Here is a 16,679-nt window from a genome sequence, read left to right as displayed (position 1 = left end):
AAGTTGCATAATCGTAGCGCACAAGCAGGGGAGCTCAGAACAGCACGGTGGCGAAAGTCCCCACTTGCTCAAATCCCACTTTGGCGTAGACGGCCCGGGCGCGGGCATTAAAGTCATTGACGTACAGGCTGGTCACGGGGGCGAGGACCTGGGCCAGGTTCACGGAGGCCGCCATGTAGCCGTTGCTCAGGCCGCGCCCCCTGAACCGGGGGTTCATCCACACTCCCTGGATCTGGGTGGCCCGGATGGTCACGGCGCCAAGGTCCGCCTTGAAGATGACCTCGCCGCCGGAGGTGCAGTGGCTGAAGGAGTGCCCGCGGTTGATGAGCCAGGCCACCCGCCGCCGGTAGTTTTCCTCGCCGCCCAGAAAGGGGGAATAGCCCACTTCCTCCTCGAACATGGCGGCGGCGGCGGCCAGCACCTCGGCGAACTGGCCGCTGCGGCTCACCGTCAGCGCCCGGTTCGCCGGAAACGGCGAGGTGCCCTCGATGGCCAGCAGCGGCTGGCTGGGGCGGACCTCGTGGGCGGTGATGCCTGCGGCGGAGAGCTCGGCCATCATGCCCAGCACCGCCCCGGCGGGGCCAAAGATCGAGGCATGGGGCCGCCAGTTGGCTGCAATCCACCGGCCAAAATACGCGCTCTGGGAAGCAGTCATCTCGATGGGGACCACATTGGAACCGACCCAGCAGGCGGCAGCCAGCTCGCCGCCGTCGTGCTCGAAATTGTCAAAGAAGCCCAGAATCACGGCCCCCGGCTGGCTGGGCACGGCGCTGCGGCCCTGGGTCAGCAGCGAATCGATAAAGACGTTCGCCACGGGGTCGCGCGCCACCAAGGCCCGGAGCGCGTCGGTGTCCTCATGGACCAGGGCGCGCACCGGACCGCTGGCGGCGGGCTTACGCGATGCTAACCACGGGGCCACCCGGGAGCGGATTGTCGGCATCGGACTCCATCTCTTCGGCGATTCTCATGGCTTCTTCGATCAGGGTTTCAACAATTTGGTCCTCGGGCACGGTCTTGATGACCTTGCCCTTGACGAAGATCTGGCCCTTGCCATTGCCGGAGGCAACGCCCAAATCTGCCTCACGGGCTTCGCCGGGGCCGTTCACAACGCAGCCCATGACGGCCACGCGCAGGGGGACGGTGAGTCCCTCCAGCCCGGCGGTGACTTCCTCCGCCAGCTTGTATACGTCCACCTGAGCACGGCCGCAGGAAGGGCAGGAGACAATTTCAAGCTTGCGCGGGCGCAGGTTCAGCGACTGCAGGATTTGGTCGCCCACCTTGATCTCCTCCACCGGCGGGGCGGAAAGGGAGACGCGGATGGTGTCGCCAATGCCCTTGGAGAGCAGGGCGCCGAAGGCGACGGCGGACTTGATGGTGCCCTGGAAAGACGGGCCAGCCTCGGTGACACCCAGGTGCAGGGGCCAGTCGCCGCGTTCGGCGAGCATCTCGTAGGCGGCAACCATGACCACGGGGTCATTGTGCTTGACGGAGATCTTGAAGTCGTGGAAACCGTGCTCCTCGAAGAGGGACGCCTCCCACACGGCGGATTCAACCAGGGCTTCCGGGGTTGCCTTGCCGTACTTCTTCATGATGCCCGGCTCCAGCGAACCGGCGTTCACGCCAATCCGGATGGAGGTGCCGTGGTCCTTGGCGGCCTGCGCAATTTCCTTGACCTGGTCATCAAACTTGCGGATGTTGCCGGGGTTGACGCGGACAGCCGCGCAGCCTGCTTCGATGGCCGCAAACACATATTTCGGCTGGAAGTGGATGTCCGCAATCACGGGAATCTGCGACTTTTTGGCGATGATGGGCAGCGCCTCGGCATCATCCTGCGACGGGCACGCCACGCGCACAATGTCACAGCCCGACGCCGTCAGTTCGGCAATCTGCTGCAGCGTGGCATTGATGTCCGTGGTCTTGGTGGTGGTCATCGACTGGACGCTGATGGGGAAGTCGGAGCCGACGCCGACGGAGCCGACCTTGATCTGCCGGGTTTTGCGACGCGGTGCGAGAACGGGGGGTGGCAATGGCGGCATTCCGAGACTGACCGAGGTCAAAATATGCTCCTTGAAAATGGTGGAACGGTGCGTGCGCGGCACAGGCTCTGGGCCGCAGGGATAATCACGCACCATCTGTTCTAAATTGTAGGCGTGTTCCCCGCCGTCCGTCTCCGCGTGAGTCCTAGGACATATATTTGCTGAGCTGGCCGATGACAGGCTTCCATTCGGAAATCTTTAGGCCCGTGACGCCGCCGCCAACGCTCATGGGATCTTGTTTCAGGACCTCGTGCAGGGCGGCTTCATCGGCCGCCCGGAAGATCAGCAGCGCACCGGCCCCGTCCCCGTACGGCCCCGAGGCCAGCACCACTTCGGCCTCCGCCTGGGCGGCCAGCCATTCGCGGTGCTTGGGCCGGTGCTCGGTCCGGGCAGCTTCCGCTTCGGCACCATAAACGTATTCAACGGCAAAGATAGTCATGCCTTCACCCTATAACAGGAGCAATCTCGCCAGCGTGGCCACAGCGGATGCCCACAGCAGCGAGGCCAGGGTCCCGATAATGAACCGCTCACTGGCCCCCGGAGTGCCCTTCAGCTCCGGATAGCGGCCCAGGCCCTTGATGGCCACGACATAGGCGATGGCCACGGGCTGTCCCGCCAGGATGGCAAGCACGACGGCGGCACGCTCCAACACGCCGATCAACAGGCCGCCGCGGAGAACGCCGGAGGCCGCCGGTTCGGCTGCCGGTTCGGCTGCCGGTTCGGCTGCCGGTTCGGCTGCCGGTTCAGCTGCCGGCGCAGGCTCGTTCCTGTGGCGCGGCACGCCGGCGTCCCGCGCATCGCCGCGTTCGCGGCTTTCGGCCGCCCGGACGGTGTGCGACTTTGCCAGCCGCAAAATTCCCGCCGTTACGGGCCAGCCGCCCAGGCTGGCGACGACGACCGCGGCGGCCACCCAGCCCACCACGGCCCAGGCGGGCAGTCCACCCATGATTGCCGCTGCTGTCATTGCGCCTCCCCTTTACCGTTGAGCCTATCCGCGGCCACTGACACGTGGAACGGGTTCCCCGTCCACAGCACGGCCGGCCAGCGTGAGCAGCAGTTCGGCGGCATTCCGTCCGCGCTGTTCCTCCTGCCGCCCGGAACGCAGGATCGCCTGGCTCACGGCCTGGGGCGTGACGCCCAGGGACTGGGCAACGTCCACCTGGCGCCGCGGGCCGGGCTCCGTCAACGCATCCAGGACCCGCCATTCGGCTGCGGACCGATGCCGGACCAGGTCGCCAACCAGCACCAGGACCGCCTCAGCCGCTGAAGCGGCAGCCGCACCCTCCCCCGGAAGGCCGGGACCGCCGTCGTACTCAACGGCGAGGGCCACCCGCTCCCCCGTCCGCTTCGCCCGGTCAACCGCCAGCCGGGCCTGCACCAGGGCCGGTCCGGCGGCCTCGCGGGGGCTGGAGGGCAGGGGCCTCTCAACGCTGCCGATCCCTATGCCGACGTACCAGCCGCCCGCACGGAGGGCGCGCAGGGCCGCCTCAACCACCTCCGCAGGGGAATCCAGCAGGCCCTGGACCTCGTCGCCCACAGACCGCTCAAACGGCAGGACTGTCCTGATGCCGCGAAGGGTGGCGAGGAGCTCCGGCACGCGGTCGCCCACTGTGCGGCTGCCGCGCTGATCAATCGTCATGACAAACATGAATAAATCATAATCGGTTGATAGTTGAGAATCAACCATATTTGACTGCCGAAGGCCTGCGAGGTGGCGTACCATGTGGTTGGACCACAAGATTCCCGACTGACACCCTGGAGCAGGCAATGACGCAGACCACCGATCACGGCAGCAGCGGATCCCGGCAGGCGCCTGACGCCCTCCGGCGCCGCTTCCCCCAGTATTCCGACCTGGCGCCCCTGATGCAGTTCAAGAAACCGGAGCTGGGCCAGGCCGCGCGGCTGCGCAGGGCAAACACCATCTGGGAACTGCGCGCCATGGCCAAACGCCGCACACCGAAGGCGCCGTTCGACTACACCGACGGGGCTGCGGAAGCGGAAATCACCCTGGGCCGCGCCCGCCGGGCGTTCCTGGACATCGAATTCCGCCCGGGGATCCTGCGCGACGTCTCCTCCATCGACCTCACCACCCCCATCCTTGGCAAGGAGTCCCGGCTGCCCGTGGGCATCGCCCCCACCGGCTTCACCCGCATGATGCAGTCCGAGGGCGAGTACGCCGGCTCACAGGCGGCCCAGGCGGCAGGCATCCCCTACACGCTCTCCACCATGGGCACGGCGTCCATCGAGGACGTGGCAAAGGCCGCACCCCACGGCCGCAACTGGTTCCAGCTGTACCTGTGGACCGACCGCGAGCGCTCCATGGAACTCATCGACCGGGCTGCGAGGGCCGGAAACGACACCCTCATGGTCACGGTGGATACCGCGGTGGCCGGGGCGCGGCTGCGCGACGTCCGCAACGGCATGACCATCCCGCCCGCGCTGACGCTCAAGACGGTGGTGGATGCCTCCTACCGTCCGGCCTGGTGGTTCAACTTCCTGACCCATGAACCCCTGGCCTTCGCCTCACTCTCGCGATATTCGGGCACCGTGGCGGAGCTGATCAACTCCATGTTTGACCCGACCTTGACGTACGCGGACCTGGACTGGCTCCGCGAAACCTGGAAGGGCAAGCTGGTGGTCAAGGGCATCCAGACTGTCGAGGACGCCCGCAAGGTGGTGGACCACGGCGCCGACGGCATCATCCTCTCCAACCATGGCGGCCGCCAGCTGGACAGGGCGCCCATTCCCTTCCACCTCCTGCCCGACGTCAAGGCGGCCCTGGCTGCGGACAGCAGCGATGCCGCCGTCATCCTGGACACGGGCATCATGGGCGGCGCGGACATCATTGCCGCACTGGCCATGGGGGCCGACTTCACACTCGTCGGCCGCGCCTACCTGTACGGGCTCATGGCAGGCGGGCGTGCGGGCGTGGACCGCACCCTGGAAATCCTCGAGACGGACATGCGCCGCACCATGGCGCTGCTGGGTGTCAGCAAAATCTCGGAGCTGACGCCGGACCATGTCCACCTGCTCTGACGGACTTTTTTGGACCGTCCGTCCGGGCGGGGCGGTGGCCAGCCGTCAACCGTCAGCCGAAAATATTGACCGGCTTGACGATGTCGGCGTAGATCAGCAGCGCCCCCATGGCCATGAGCACCACGGCGGCCACGTAGGTCACCGGCAGCATCCTGGCTATGTCGAAGGGGCCGGGGTCGCGGCGCTTGAACAGCTTGGCAAGCTGGCGGCGCGCCCCTTCGTAGAGGGCCCCCAGCACATGTCCGCCGTCGAGCGGGAGCAGCGGGATGAGGTTGAAGACAAACAGGGCCAGGTTCACCCCGGCCATCAGGCCAATGAGCGTGGCCACCCGGGAGCTGAGCGGCACCTGCTCCATGGCGGCCACCTCCCCGGCCACCCGGCCCACGCCGACCACGGAAATGGGGCCGTTGGGGTCGCGCGGGGCTGAGCTGAAGGCCGCCTGGCCCACTGCCACGAGCTTTTGCGGCAGCTGGAACACCACGCCGCCCACCTGGGCAATGTTCCGGCCGACGGCGGGCAGCACGGCCGACGCCGGCTGGGGCACGATGGCGGAGGTGGGGCCCATGCCGATGAAGCCCACCTGGACCGTGACGGCCTTGCCGCTGGCGTCAACCTTGGCGTTGCCGTTGGCATCCAGCACTGGCCGGGCCGTCAGCACGGGCGTGATGGTGGTGGAAATGGTTTGCGCGCCCCTCTGGTAGCTCAGCTCCACGGCCTTGCCGGCGGAGGCGCGGATCCAGTCCGTCAGGCTGGTCCAATCCGTGACGGCGCGGCCGTCAAAGGTCTTGATGGTGTCACCCGGCTTCAGCCCGGCCGCCGCGGCCGGCGTCTTGGTGCACGTGGCCATGTCGGTCGGTTCCGGGGCACCGTAGGCCACCTGGCAGGCGTTGACCACGGCCACCGTGGTGGTGGCCTGCGGTGCGCCAAAACCCATGAGCAGCACCGCCATCAGCACCACGCCGATCAGCAGGTTCATGGTGGGCCCGCCCAGCATGATGACAATCTTTTTCCACACGGGCAGCTTGTAAAACACACGGTTGGCGTCTTCGGGCCCAACGTCCTCATGGGCGGCGCTGCGGGCCTCGGTGGCGAGGGTCTGGAACAGCCCCGTGCTGGAGGGGCGGACACTGCCGTCCACGGGGTTGGGCGGGTACATGCCGATCATGGCCACATAGCCGCCGGCCGGGATGGCCTTGATGCCATACTCCGTCTCACCCCTGGTCCGGGACCACACGGTGGGCCCAAAGCCGATCATGTATCGGGTGACGCGCACCTTGAAGAGCTTGGCGGGCAGCAGGTGGCCCACCTCGTGCAGGGCGATGGACACAGCCACGCCGATGGCGACAAAGAGCACGCCGCCAATGAAAAGCAATACCGTCACAATGAACTTTCCCGCTCTGAATTAACCGTCACCACCAAGCTTAGGCGCGCAAGCTGATGTCCGCCCGAACCAGTTCAGCCCCTGGCGGCCAGCAGCTCGTTGGCGCGTGCCCGTGCCCATGCTTCAGCATCCAGCACGGACTGAAGCGTCAGCTGCGAATCCGGTGTATGTTCACTGAGAACCTGGGCAATGGTGTCCACAATGTCCAGGAAAGCTATGGTCCCGGCATGAAAGGCATGCACCGCTTCCTCATTCGCGGCGTTGTAGACGGCCGGGCAGGTGCCCCCGCGGCGCGCCGCATCCTTGGCCAATTCGACGGCGGGGAAGGCGGCGTTGTCCAGCGGCTCAAACGTCCAGGTGGCGGCCTTCGTCCAGTCGCATGCCTGCGCGGCGCCGGGGACACGTTCGGGCCAGCCCAGCCCGAGGGCGATGGGCAGGCGCATGTCCGGCGGCGAGCACTGGGCCAGTGTGGAGCCGTCGGTGAACTGCACCATGGAGTGGACCACGGACTGCGGATGCACCACGGCTTCAATGCGGTCCAGCGGCACGTCAAAGAGCAGGTGCGCCTCAATGACTTCCAGTCCCTTGTTGACCAAGGTGGCGGAATTGGTGGTGACCATGGGGCCCATGTCCCAGGTGGGGTGCCTGAGGGCCTGCTCCGGGGTGACCTCCGCCAGCTCGGCACGGCTCCGCCCGCGGAACGGCCCGCCGGACGCGGTGACAATGAGCTTCTCCACCTCCCCTGCGCTGCCCGAGCGCAGGGCCTGGGCCAGGGCGGAATGTTCGGAATCCACGGGCACCAGCTGCCCCGGGGAAGCAGCATCCTTGACCAGCTGCCCGCCCACAATGAGCGACTCCTTGTTGGCCAGCGCCAGGATGGCCGTGGTACCCAGGGCCGCCAACGTGGGGGCCAGGCCAATGGAGCCGGTGATGCCATTGAGGACCACGTCGGCGGCATCCGCCGTGCCGGCACCCCAGGCCGCGATGGCAGTCGAGGCACCGGGGCCGGTGAGTATTTCCGGCATCCGCTCCCCCAACCCGGCCGCAGCGGCACGGGAGGCAAGCAGCGCACGGAGGGGGCCGGCGTCGTCCGCGGCAATTCCCACCGCCAGGACCCTAAGGTGCACGGCCTGTTCGGCCAGCAGTTCCAGGTTGCCGCCACCGGCACTCAGGGCAGTGACGGTGAAGCGCGGGGAGCCGTCCGGGAGCGTGGCCCGGCCGACGACGTCCACCGCCTGGGTGCCGATGGAACCGGTGGAGCCAAGGAGAATTACTTTGCGATGCTGCATGCTTCCAGTATTCCCCACCTGCTCCCCGAGCCTCGTTCCTCGGCCCGGGGCCCCTCGCAGGCGGGGGCCCACCCAAGCGCTCCCTCGCTGGAAACTACCAGAGGCCTTTCTCTACGGCTGCGGTGCGGATCTTTTGCAGGGAGACCCGCAGCTGTGCCAATTCCTCGGGCGTGAGGGGGTCGAAAATGGCCTCACGGACCAGGGTCACATGTCCCGGTGCCGCGGCGCGGACGGTGTCCCAGCCCGCACCCGTGAGGGAGATGTCCTGGCCGCGCCCATCGTCGCTGGCGGCACAGCGGGTCACCAGGCCCTTGCATTCCATCCGTCGCAGCAGGTGGGAAACGCGCGACCTTTCCCATTCCAGCAAAGCTGCCAGGTCTCCGGACCGGACTCCGTCGGGGGGCGCTTCGGACACCGCGGCAAGCACGGCATATTCCACGCCGGAGACGCCGGAATCCTGGCTGAGCTGCCGGTCGATGGCGCGCGGCAGCCCCGAGGCGAATTCGCGCAGCTCCAGCCACAGGTGCTGTTCCTCGATGGAGAGCCACCTGGGTTCACACGGCTCAGCATCGCCTTCACAGGGCCCCGACATGATCCACCTCACATTTTCTTCACGTTGTTGACATGTCAATTATTGCGGTCCATGATGGAGACAGCAAATTTTAGTTGACACGTCATCCAATTTTGGGACGGTCACAGGGATGTACAGGAGAGCACCATGACGAAGATTGCCATCATCACCGGTTCCACCCGCCCCGGACGCATCAACAAGGGCGTTGCGGAGTGGGTGCTGGCCCAGGCCCAGCTCCGCGGCGATGCCGACTACGAACTGGTCGACATCGCGGACTTCAAGCTCCCCGTATTGGACGAGGCCTACCCCGCCGGTTTCCAGAACTACCAGAATGACCACACCAAGGCCTGGGCTGCCAAGATTGCCGAGTTCGACGGCTACATTTTCGTCACCGGCGAATACAACCACTCGGTCCAGCCCGCCCTCGCCAACGCCATCTCCTACCTCAACGTGGAGTTCAACAACAAGGCTGCCGGGCTTGTAGGCTACGGTTCGGCGTTTGGCGTCCGCGCCGTCGAGCACCTGCGCGGCATCCTGTCGGAGCTTCAGGTGGCCCATGTTCAGAAGACTGGCATGTTCTCCCTGTTCACCGACTTTGAGAACTTCTCCACCTTCAAGCCAACCGAGCTGCAGGCCGCGTCCCTGGCTCCCATGCTCGACCAGCTGGTGCCGTGGACCCGCGCCCTTCAGTCCGTTCGTGAAGAGGCCATGGCCGCCGCCTAACCACCAACAGGACGCTCCCTCACTTTTCGCGGCCCTCCGCCCGACGCTCCCTCAGGATTCGCGGGATTGTGCAGGACGCTCCCTCAGGATTCGCGGCCCTCCGCCCGACGCTCCCTCGACGTTCTGGGGGCGTCCTGTTTTTCCGCGGCACGGTCAAGTCCCGGACGCGAACCCGGAGGCGATTGTGGGGTCGATCCACGCACTCCTGAGCGCCTGCTTGATCTTGCGCACGGCTTGGTCGAATCCGTCCGCCAAATCTTCGTTGGTGAATGTAAGTACTGTCCAGCCGGCAGCTTCGAATGCCTTGTCCCGGCGCCGGTCGCTGTGCCGCTGCAAGGCGTCCAAGTGGTGGGCCCCGTCGTATTGCAGCACAATCCGCCTGGCACGGTATCCGGCGTCGGCCGATGGTGCCGTTGGGCTGTTCCAGAGCTTGAGCTGCAAGTCCGGCTCCGGCAGGCCGCCGTCGAGCATGGCCAGGCGCAAGAGGGTTTCCGGGCCGGAATCTGCGCCCACACGCATTAGTTCGAGCGCTTCCCTGGCCCGAACGACTCCCTGCAAGTTGCCGTGCCGCTGAACCATTTCCCGGAGGGAGGCGAGGGTGGCAAATGGCTCACTGCGGTCTTCGAACTCCGGCCGCGGGATCCTGACGAGCTGATCACCGATGCAGATCAGGTCCCTCAATGGCAATGTTCGGGTGAGGTCAAGCCAGGTGCGGGCCCTTGTGCTGATCCGCAGCTGACCGGCATTTTCCACTTCATCAGGAAATGCAACCACAGTGTGACCGGTGATGCCCTTCCTTCGGACCTCAGGCAATCGTCTGGGCTTGGACAGGTGCAGTTCGTCTGATTCTGCCAACCACGGAGGCAGGATGAGGCCTTGCAGTCGGGCTGCTGTGGAATGTGAAATCCAAGCCCCCGGGGTGGCCGCACAGAGTGCCCGGGCAGCTTCCAGCAAGTCAAAGTCCCATTCCGCCGGGCGGAAGAGTCCGTGGCTGACATTAGCGAAGGACTTGCCTCTCAATTGTGCCGGCGTGAGCCCGGCAGCCCGTGCCTCGTCAAGGGTAAAAGGGGCAGTGGTCCCGGGGAGTTCGTCGTTGGTCTCCATGTTCTCATGATGGCCCAGAAACAGACTTGCCGCAGAAGTTATCCACAGGCTGGCATTGCAGCCCGGGGTTATCTTGGTTGACACCGCAAAACGTGAGGGAGCATCACCAGAAAGACCGCAAAAGGTGAGGGAGCGTCACCAAGGAACACCGCAAAACGTGAGGGAGCGTCTGAATCAGGGGGTGGCGCGGCGGAGGGTTTCCCTTGCGTGCTTCAGGATGGGCCCGTCCACCATCTGACCGTTGAACGCGAAAACGCCCGTTCCGGCAGCGTCCGCGGCGGCCAGCAGCTCCCGGGCGGCCTCAACGGCTTCCAGGGAGGGACGGTATGCCTCCCTGATCACGGCCACCTGCGATGGGTGAATGCTCGCCTTGGCGCCAAAGCCGCTGGCGACGGCGTCCTCCGACTCTTCCGCCAAGCCCGCCAAATCCTTGAAATCGGCGTAAATGGAATCGATGGCCAGCTTGCCCGCTGCACCGGCCGCCAACAGCAGCTGCGAGCGCGCATGGGTCGCCACGGCACGGTAGCGCCCTGCCCTGTGGCCGCTGCCGAAACGGCTGGAGGTGCCGCCCAAGGAAGCTACGAGGTCCTCGGCGCCCCACATCAGGCCCACCACATTGCGCAATTGGGCCAGGCGCGGCGCGGCGAGGATGCCCGCCGCGGTTTCACACAGCGCCACCACGTTGAAATCCGTGAGCGAGGCAATGACGTCGACGTCCGACGCCTTGGCCACCATGATGGTGCGGAAATTGCTCCGTTCGACGGCGGCAAGGTCCAAATGTGAATCACGGGTGTCCAAGGCGTTGATCCGCACCATGGTGGTTGCCGGGTCCAGCGTGCAGCGGAGCATGTTCTCACGTGCCTGCGCCTTGGCCTCCGGGGCGACGGCGTCCTCCAGGTCCAGGATGACGGCGTCGGAACGCTCGGCGGCCTTGGCGAAGCGTTCCGGCCGGTCCGCGGGGGCGAACAGCAGGGCCGGCCCCATGGCGAGGGCAGTGGTCGGGACGTTGATGGCGTTCTCCTTCGGGTGGCGGGTGGCGGCGTGCTGCCGGCAGCGGGGTCCGGCGCTACTGGGCGGGCTTGAGCCAGAACAGAGCGGTGCGGCTGGCCCTGCCCACCACCACGCCGTCCTGGTTCCGTCCCGTGTGTTCCATGGTGACAATACCCTGCCCGGGGCGCGAGGCGGAGAGGCGCTTCTCCGTCACCACGGTTTCCGTGTACAGCGTGTCGCCGTGGAACAGGGGGTGGGGGAAAGAGATGTCCGTCATGCCCAGCTGCGCCACAATGGTGCCTTGGGTCAGCTGCGCCACCGACTGCCCCACCATGGTGGCCAGCGTAAACATGGAGTTGACCAGCCGCTGCCCAAACGGCTGCGTGGCACTCCAGGCTGCGTCCAGGTGAAGCGCCTGGGTGTTCATCGTCATGGTGGTGAACAGGACGTTGTCCGTTTCCGTCATGGTCCTCCCCGGCTTGTGTTCATACACGACGCCGGTCTCCAGCTCCTCGTAATAGAGCCCCCTTTGCGTGACCACCCTGGCGCCGCTCATACGGCGTCCAGGTCGTGCATCTCGAGGTTGAGCGGGGCGCCCGTGGCGGCCACGATCTCCTCCACCGTGACACCCGGCGCGAGTTCCTTCAGGACCAGGCCGTCCGGGGTGACCTCGATGACGGCCAGGTCGGTGACGATCAGGTCCACGCAACCCTTGCCGGTCAGCGGCAGTGTGCAGCTTTCCAGGATCTTGGGGTTTCCGGCCTTGTCCGTGTGATCCATCATGACGATCAGCTTCTTGGCGCCAAAGACCAGGTCCATGGCGCCGCCCATGCCCTTGACCATCTTGCCGGGGATCATCCAGTTGGCGAGGTCGCCGTTTTGGGCCACCTGCATCGCACCGAGCACGGCAACGTCCACATGGCCGCCGCGCACCATGCCAAAGGAGGTGGCAGAGTCAAAGAAAGCCGCCCCCTTGTTGACCGTGACGGTTTCCTTCCCTGCGTTGATCAGGTCCGGGTCCACGTCCTCGTCAAGCGGGTAGGGGCCGGTGCCGAGGATTCCGTTCTCCGAGTGCAGCACCACTTCCACGCCATCGGGGATGAAGTTCGGGATCAAGGTGGGCATGCCGATGCCCAGGTTCACGTACTGCCCGTTGTGCAGTTCCTGCGCCACCCGTGCAGCCAGTTCATTGCGCGAAAGTGCCATGGTCATGCCTCCTTGGTTTCGACAGTCTCAACCACCGTGACTGTGCGCTTTTCAATGCGCTTCTCGCTGCCGGGCGTGCCTGCCGGGATGTGGACCACGCGCTGGACGAAGATGCCGGGGACGTGGACATGTTCCGGGTCAAGCTCCCCCGGTTCCACCAGTTCCTCCACTTCGGCGATGGTGATTTTCCCGGCCATGGCGCACAAGGGGTTGAAGTTCATGGCGGTGGCGTGGAAGACGAGGTTGCCGTGGCGGTCGCCCTTCCAGGCGTGGACCAGCGCGAAGTCGGGGGTGAGGGATTCCTCCAGGACAAAGTCAGCCCCGCCGAAAGTGCGCACCTCCTTGGGTTCGGAGGCGATCGCGACCCCGCCGGCGCCGTCGTACTTGCGGGGCAGGCCGCCCTCGGAGACCTGGGTGCCCACGCCGGCCGCGGTGTAGAAGGCAGGGATCCCGGCGCCGCCGGCCCGCAGCTTCTCGGCGAGGGTGCCCTGAGGGGTCAGTTCCACCTCAAGTTCGCCGGCAAGGAACTGGCGGGCAAATTCCTTGTTTTCACCCACGTAGGAGGAGATGGTGCGGCGGATCCGGCCGTCGGTGAGCAGCACGCCCAGCCCCCAGTCGTCCACGCCGCAATTGTTGGAGATGGTTTCCAGTTCATGTGTGCCGGCGTCGTGCAGGGCTTGGATCAAGGCCACGGGTATGCCGCACAGCCCAAACCCGCCCACCGCCAGGGACGCGCCATTGTGGATGTCATGGACGGCGGCGGCAGCGGAAGCAACCACTTTGTTAATCATCGCTAGTACCTTTCATTGTGTCCGGGTCTGAACAGCTTCGGCCATCGGGGACCTACAGGCCAAGTTCGCGGGCTATCAGCATCAGCTGGACCTCCGTGGTCCCCTCCCCCACCTCCAGGATCTTTGAATCCCGGTAGTGTCGGGCCACGGGGAATTCGTTGATGAAGCCGTAGCCGCCGAACACCTGGGTGGCGTCGCGGGCATTGTCCATGGCTGCCTCACTGGCCACCATCTTGGCAATCGCGGCCTCCGTCTTGAACGGCTTGCCTGCCAGCATGCGGGCGGCGGCGTCGTAGTACGCAAGGCGGGCGGTGTGGGCGCGGGTCTGCATGCGGGCGATCTTGAAGGAGACGCCCTGGTAATGGCCGATGTTGTGGCCGAAGGCGGTGCGCTCCTTGGCGTAGCGCACGGCCTCGTCCACGCAGCCCTGCGCCGTGCCGGTGGCGAGCGCGGCAATGGCGATGCGGCCCTCGTCCAGGATGGAGAGGAAGTTCGCATAGCCGCGGCCCCTGACGCCGATCAGGTTTTCCTCCGGCACATGGACGTCCACCATGGTCAGGGGGTGGGTGTCGGAGGCATTCCAGCCCACCTTGTTGTAGGGCTTTTCCACCGTGAACCCCGGGGTGCCGTTGGGGACCAGGATGGTGGTGATTTCCTTCTTGATGGAGCCGTTGGCCCGCTCGGAGGTGCCGGTGACCGCCGTCATGGTGACGAACTTGGTGATGTCCGTGCCGGAGTTAGTGATGAACTGCTTGTGGCCGTCAATGATCCACTCGCCGTTCTCAAGCCGCGCCTTGGTGGTGGTGCCCCCGGCGTCCGAACCGGCGTCGGGCTCGGTCAGGCCAAAGCCGGCCAGCGAGGTTCCCGCTGCCAGCGACGGCAGCCATTGCTGCTTTTGGGCTTCCGTGCCAAAGCGATAGATGGGCATGGCGCCCAGTGAGACGCCGGCCTCCAGTGTGATGGCGACGGACTGGTCCACCCGGCCCAGCTGCTCCAGGGCCAGAGCCAGGGCGAAGTAGTCCCCGCCCATTCCGCCGTATTCCTCCGGGAACGGCAGCCCGAAGAGGCCCAGCTCGCCCATCTGGGCCACCACTTCGTAGGGGAAGCTGTGTTCCTCGTCGTGTTTGGCGGACACGGGGGCCACCACGTTGTCGGCAAAGTCCCTGACGGTGTCGCTCAGGTCCTGGTATTCGTCGTTGAGCTCGAAGTTTGGCACGGTCATTCCCCTTCAGGGCTTGTTGTTGAATTGTCGTCTGCCGGCGCGTCCGGGACAATAGTGGCCACAATCTGGTCGGCCTTGACCAGCGCGCCGACTGCCACGCCGATGTGCACCGTCCCGGCCATGGGAGCCACAATCTGGTGTTCCATCTTCATGGCCTCCACGGCCAGCAGCACCGTCCCGGCCTCGGCCCGGTCCCCCGTTTTGGCGTTGACCACGGTGACGGTGCCCGGCATGGGGCTGCGCAGCTGCGGATCCACCGCGGCGTCCGCGCGCTCAAGCCCAGCCAGCATCCGCGCCGTTGCGGCATCCCGGTCGAGCTGCTGCAGCCCCACGCTCCAGCCGCCGCTGCCTAGGAACACGGTGTCCCCGGCCACGCCCACGCTGTAGCCGCCAAACGAGCCGGACACGTCCTGGGCCGTCTGGCCCAGCCCGGCGACATGCACGACGCCGGTTCCTTCCGCGCCGCTGTCACCCTGCGGTCCGCTGACCGTCACCACCCCGGTGCGCCCGGGTGCGGCCCACGAAGACCGCCACGATGCCGGATCGCCCAGCCGCCATCCGTCCGTGCGCGCCCACGGAGATGCGGGCGGCTGCGGACTTGAGGCGGCGGAGCCGGTGTTCCCTCGGGCGCTTTCCGACCAATCGACCGCGGGCGGCGGAGCCAGAATTTCCGTAGGCGGCGTAAAGGAGACGCCAAAGGCCGCTTGCGGCCGACGCGTCGGATAGTCCCCAGAGGCTCCCATTGCTCGCAAGCTCGCAACGGGCCCCTCGCCTCTGTGGGCCCAGCCGAGGGAATTCTGGTCCGCCGCCCGGTCCGCCGCCGGCGTTTCCGCAGCCGGGCGACCCTGGGTCTCGACAGGCTCGACCAGCGGGACGCGTGCGACCAATGCCGCGGCGGCGTACTCGGCGGCGGCGACGGTGCGGAACTCCATGTCCGGCAGCTTGCGCTCAATCAGGTTCGTGTCGAGCCGGCCGGCCCGGACGTCGGGGTCGGCCAGGAGGAGGCGGAGGTATTCGACGTTGGTGGGGATGCCCAGGACCACGTAGTCGGCGAGGGCGGCGTCGAGTCGGTCCAATGCCTGGGTCCGGTCTGCCCCCCAGGCGATGACCTTGGCCAGCATGGGGTCGTAGTTGGCGGACACTTCCAGTCCGGCCAGGAGCGAGCTGTCGACCCGCACGCCGGGCCGGGCGCCCACCGATTCATCGAGTGCCACCACGGTTCCGGTGGCTGGCAGGAATCCCTCGGCCGGGCTTTCGGCATACACGCGGGCCTCGACGGCGTGCCCCTCCAGGGTGACGTCTGACTGGGCAAAGTCGAGCTTCTCCCCCGCGGCGATGCGCACCTGCCATTCCACCAGGTCGAGGGCTTCACCGTTGGCGCGGACCACCATTTCGGTGACGGGGTGCTCCACCTGCAGCCGGGTGTTCATCTCCATGAAGAAGAACTCGTCCGGCCGGTCGTCCGAGACGAGGAACTCCACCGTCCCGGCACCCGTGTAGTTGACGCTGGCGGCCGCGGCGCACGCGGCGGCCCCGATGCGCGCGCGGACGGCTTCGCCGTCGGCCAGGCCGGACAGCAGGGGCGAGGGCGCCTCTTCAATCACCTTTTGGTGGCGGCGCTGCAGTGAGCATTCACGTTCACCGAGGTAGATGACATTGCCGTAGCTGTCCCCGAGGATCTGCACCTCAATGTGCCGCGGGGTGGAGACCAGCCGCTCCAGGAACAGGGTGTCGTCGCCGAAAGAGCTGGCGGCCACGCGCCGCGCGGTGGCCAGGGTGGCTGGCAGTTCCGCCGCGGCAAACACGGCGTGCATGCCCTTGCCGCCCCCGCCCGCGGACGGCTTGATGAGCAGCGGGTAGCCAATGCCGGCCGCGGCGGCGATCAGCTCAGCGTCCGTCAGGCCCGGTTCGGAGATGCCCGGGACCACGGGCACGCCGGCGGCCGCCACATGGTTCTTGGAGCGGATCTTGTCCCCCATGACGTTCAGCGCCTCGACGTTGGGGCCGATGAACGTGATCCCCGCGTCCGCGAGGGCCTGGGCAAAGGCCAGGTTTTCGGACAGGAAGCCGTAACCGGGGTGGACGGCCTGTGCGCCGGATGCGCGGCAGGCCTGCACGACGGCGGCAATGTTGAGGTAGCTTTCGGACGCGGCGGCGGGACCGATGCACAGCGCTTCGTCTGCCTCGCGCACGTGGCGGGCGCCGGCGTCGGCCTCTGAATAGACGGCCACGGAACGGATGCCGAGCGTGCGCAGGGTGCGGATCACGCGGCAGGCGATTTCACCGCGGTTGGCCACCAGGACGGTGTCAAACAAGGGTTTCACGGGTGG

General features: G+C 66.5%; 17 protein-coding genes. 2 read left to right on the top strand and 15 right to left on the bottom strand.

Annotated features, from left to right (window positions below; translation table 11 throughout):
* Nucleotides 1-34: 34 nt before the first annotated feature.
* The 5 genes from LPN03_RS08145 to LPN03_RS08125 all read right to left on the bottom strand — a co-directional run bounded on the left by LPN03_RS08145 (nt 35) and on the right by LPN03_RS08125 (nt 3,684).
* Nucleotides 35-940 carry a DUF4081 domain-containing GNAT family N-acetyltransferase gene (locus LPN03_RS08145; protein WP_262453846.1) on the bottom strand — a complete coding sequence of 302 codons (906 nt, stop codon included), beginning with the start codon at nt 938-940 and terminating at the stop codon, nt 35-37.
* Nucleotides 894-2,057: a flavodoxin-dependent (E)-4-hydroxy-3-methylbut-2-enyl-diphosphate synthase gene (gene ispG, locus LPN03_RS08140; protein WP_165180044.1), complete on the bottom strand. Its 1,164-nt coding sequence runs from the start codon at nt 2,055-2,057 to the stop codon at nt 894-896. Before ispG ends, LPN03_RS08145 begins: the two co-directional genes overlap by 47 nt.
* A 124-nt stretch (nt 2,058-2,181) precedes the next feature.
* Nucleotides 2,182-2,475 carry a YciI family protein gene (locus tag LPN03_RS08135; protein ID WP_165180045.1) on the bottom strand — a complete coding sequence of 98 codons (294 nt, stop codon included), beginning with the start codon at nt 2,473-2,475 and terminating at the stop codon, nt 2,182-2,184.
* 9 nt (nt 2,476-2,484) lie between these two features.
* Complete coding sequence (locus LPN03_RS08130) at nt 2,485-3,000, bottom strand: hypothetical protein (protein WP_262453845.1); 516 nt, start codon at nt 2,998-3,000, stop codon at nt 2,485-2,487.
* A gap of 24 nt (nt 3,001-3,024) precedes the next feature.
* Nucleotides 3,025-3,684 (bottom strand): MarR family transcriptional regulator, encoded by a 660-nt coding sequence (locus tag LPN03_RS08125; protein WP_262453844.1) that lies wholly within the window; start codon nt 3,682-3,684, stop codon nt 3,025-3,027.
* Between the two features lie 119 nt (nt 3,685-3,803).
* On the opposite strand from LPN03_RS08125, the gene LPN03_RS08120 reads away from it, so the two are divergent.
* Nucleotides 3,804-5,072, top strand: a complete 1,269-nt coding sequence (locus tag LPN03_RS08120; RefSeq protein ID WP_262453843.1) for an alpha-hydroxy acid oxidase — start codon at nt 3,804-3,806, stop codon at nt 5,070-5,072.
* Between the two features lie 52 nt (nt 5,073-5,124).
* On the opposite strand, the gene LPN03_RS08115 is transcribed toward LPN03_RS08120, so the two are convergent.
* From LPN03_RS08115 to LPN03_RS08105, 3 genes are all read right to left on the bottom strand, one after another.
* On the bottom strand, nt 5,125-6,456 hold the full coding sequence (locus LPN03_RS08115) for a M50 family metallopeptidase (RefSeq protein WP_262453854.1): 1,332 nt from the start codon (nt 6,454-6,456) through the stop codon (nt 5,125-5,127).
* Between the two features lie 71 nt (nt 6,457-6,527).
* Nucleotides 6,528-7,742, bottom strand: coding sequence for a 1-deoxy-D-xylulose-5-phosphate reductoisomerase (gene dxr / locus LPN03_RS08110; protein WP_262453842.1), 1,215 nt, complete (start codon nt 7,740-7,742; stop codon nt 6,528-6,530).
* A gap of 94 nt (nt 7,743-7,836) precedes the next feature.
* On the bottom strand, nt 7,837-8,334 hold the full coding sequence (locus tag LPN03_RS08105) for a MarR family winged helix-turn-helix transcriptional regulator (protein WP_262453841.1): 498 nt from the start codon (nt 8,332-8,334) through the stop codon (nt 7,837-7,839).
* Nucleotides 8,335-8,460: 126 nt separating this feature from the next.
* On the opposite strand from LPN03_RS08105, the gene LPN03_RS08100 reads away from it, so the two are divergent.
* Nucleotides 8,461-9,036, top strand: a complete 576-nt coding sequence (locus tag LPN03_RS08100) for an NADPH-dependent FMN reductase (RefSeq protein WP_165180050.1) — start codon at nt 8,461-8,463, stop codon at nt 9,034-9,036.
* 153 nt (nt 9,037-9,189) lie between these two features.
* Here the strand turns inward: LPN03_RS08100 and LPN03_RS20785 are convergent, their stop codons facing one another.
* The 7 genes from LPN03_RS20785 to LPN03_RS08065 all read right to left on the bottom strand — a co-directional run bounded on the left by LPN03_RS20785 (nt 9,190) and on the right by LPN03_RS08065 (nt 16,673).
* Nucleotides 9,190-9,555, bottom strand: coding sequence for an endonuclease domain-containing protein (locus LPN03_RS20785; protein ID WP_316255757.1), 366 nt, complete (start codon nt 9,553-9,555; stop codon nt 9,190-9,192).
* Between the two features lie 759 nt (nt 9,556-10,314).
* Nucleotides 10,315-11,124 (bottom strand): HpcH/HpaI aldolase/citrate lyase family protein, encoded by an 810-nt coding sequence (locus tag LPN03_RS08090; protein WP_262453839.1) that lies wholly within the window; start codon nt 11,122-11,124, stop codon nt 10,315-10,317.
* Nucleotides 11,125-11,206: 82 nt separating this feature from the next.
* Complete coding sequence (locus LPN03_RS08085) at nt 11,207-11,686, bottom strand: MaoC family dehydratase (RefSeq protein ID WP_165180053.1); 480 nt, start codon at nt 11,684-11,686, stop codon at nt 11,207-11,209.
* A complete protein-coding gene (locus tag LPN03_RS08080) occupies nt 11,683-12,336 on the bottom strand; it encodes a CoA transferase subunit B (protein ID WP_165180211.1) in 654 nt (217 codons plus the stop codon). The genes LPN03_RS08085 and LPN03_RS08080 overlap by 4 nt, the downstream gene beginning before the upstream one ends.
* Nucleotides 12,337-12,338: 2 nt before the next feature.
* A complete protein-coding gene (locus LPN03_RS08075) occupies nt 12,339-13,127 on the bottom strand; it encodes a CoA transferase subunit A (RefSeq protein ID WP_165180054.1) in 789 nt (262 codons plus the stop codon).
* A 52-nt stretch (nt 13,128-13,179) separates the two neighbouring features.
* Nucleotides 13,180-14,343, bottom strand: a complete 1,164-nt coding sequence (locus tag LPN03_RS08070; protein WP_262453838.1) for an acyl-CoA dehydrogenase family protein — start codon at nt 14,341-14,343, stop codon at nt 13,180-13,182.
* Nucleotides 14,344-14,345: 2 nt separating this feature from the next.
* Nucleotides 14,346-16,673, bottom strand: a complete 2,328-nt coding sequence (locus LPN03_RS08065; protein WP_262453837.1) for an acetyl/propionyl/methylcrotonyl-CoA carboxylase subunit alpha — start codon at nt 16,671-16,673, stop codon at nt 14,346-14,348.
* Nucleotides 16,674-16,679 lie beyond the last annotated feature (6 nt).

Origin of the sequence: Arthrobacter sp. A2-55 (genome assembly GCF_025548615.1) — a bacterium.
Lineage (GTDB): Bacteria > Actinomycetota > Actinomycetes > Actinomycetales > Micrococcaceae > Specibacter > Specibacter silviterrae.
This window is presented reverse-complemented; position numbering and strand designations above follow the sequence as displayed.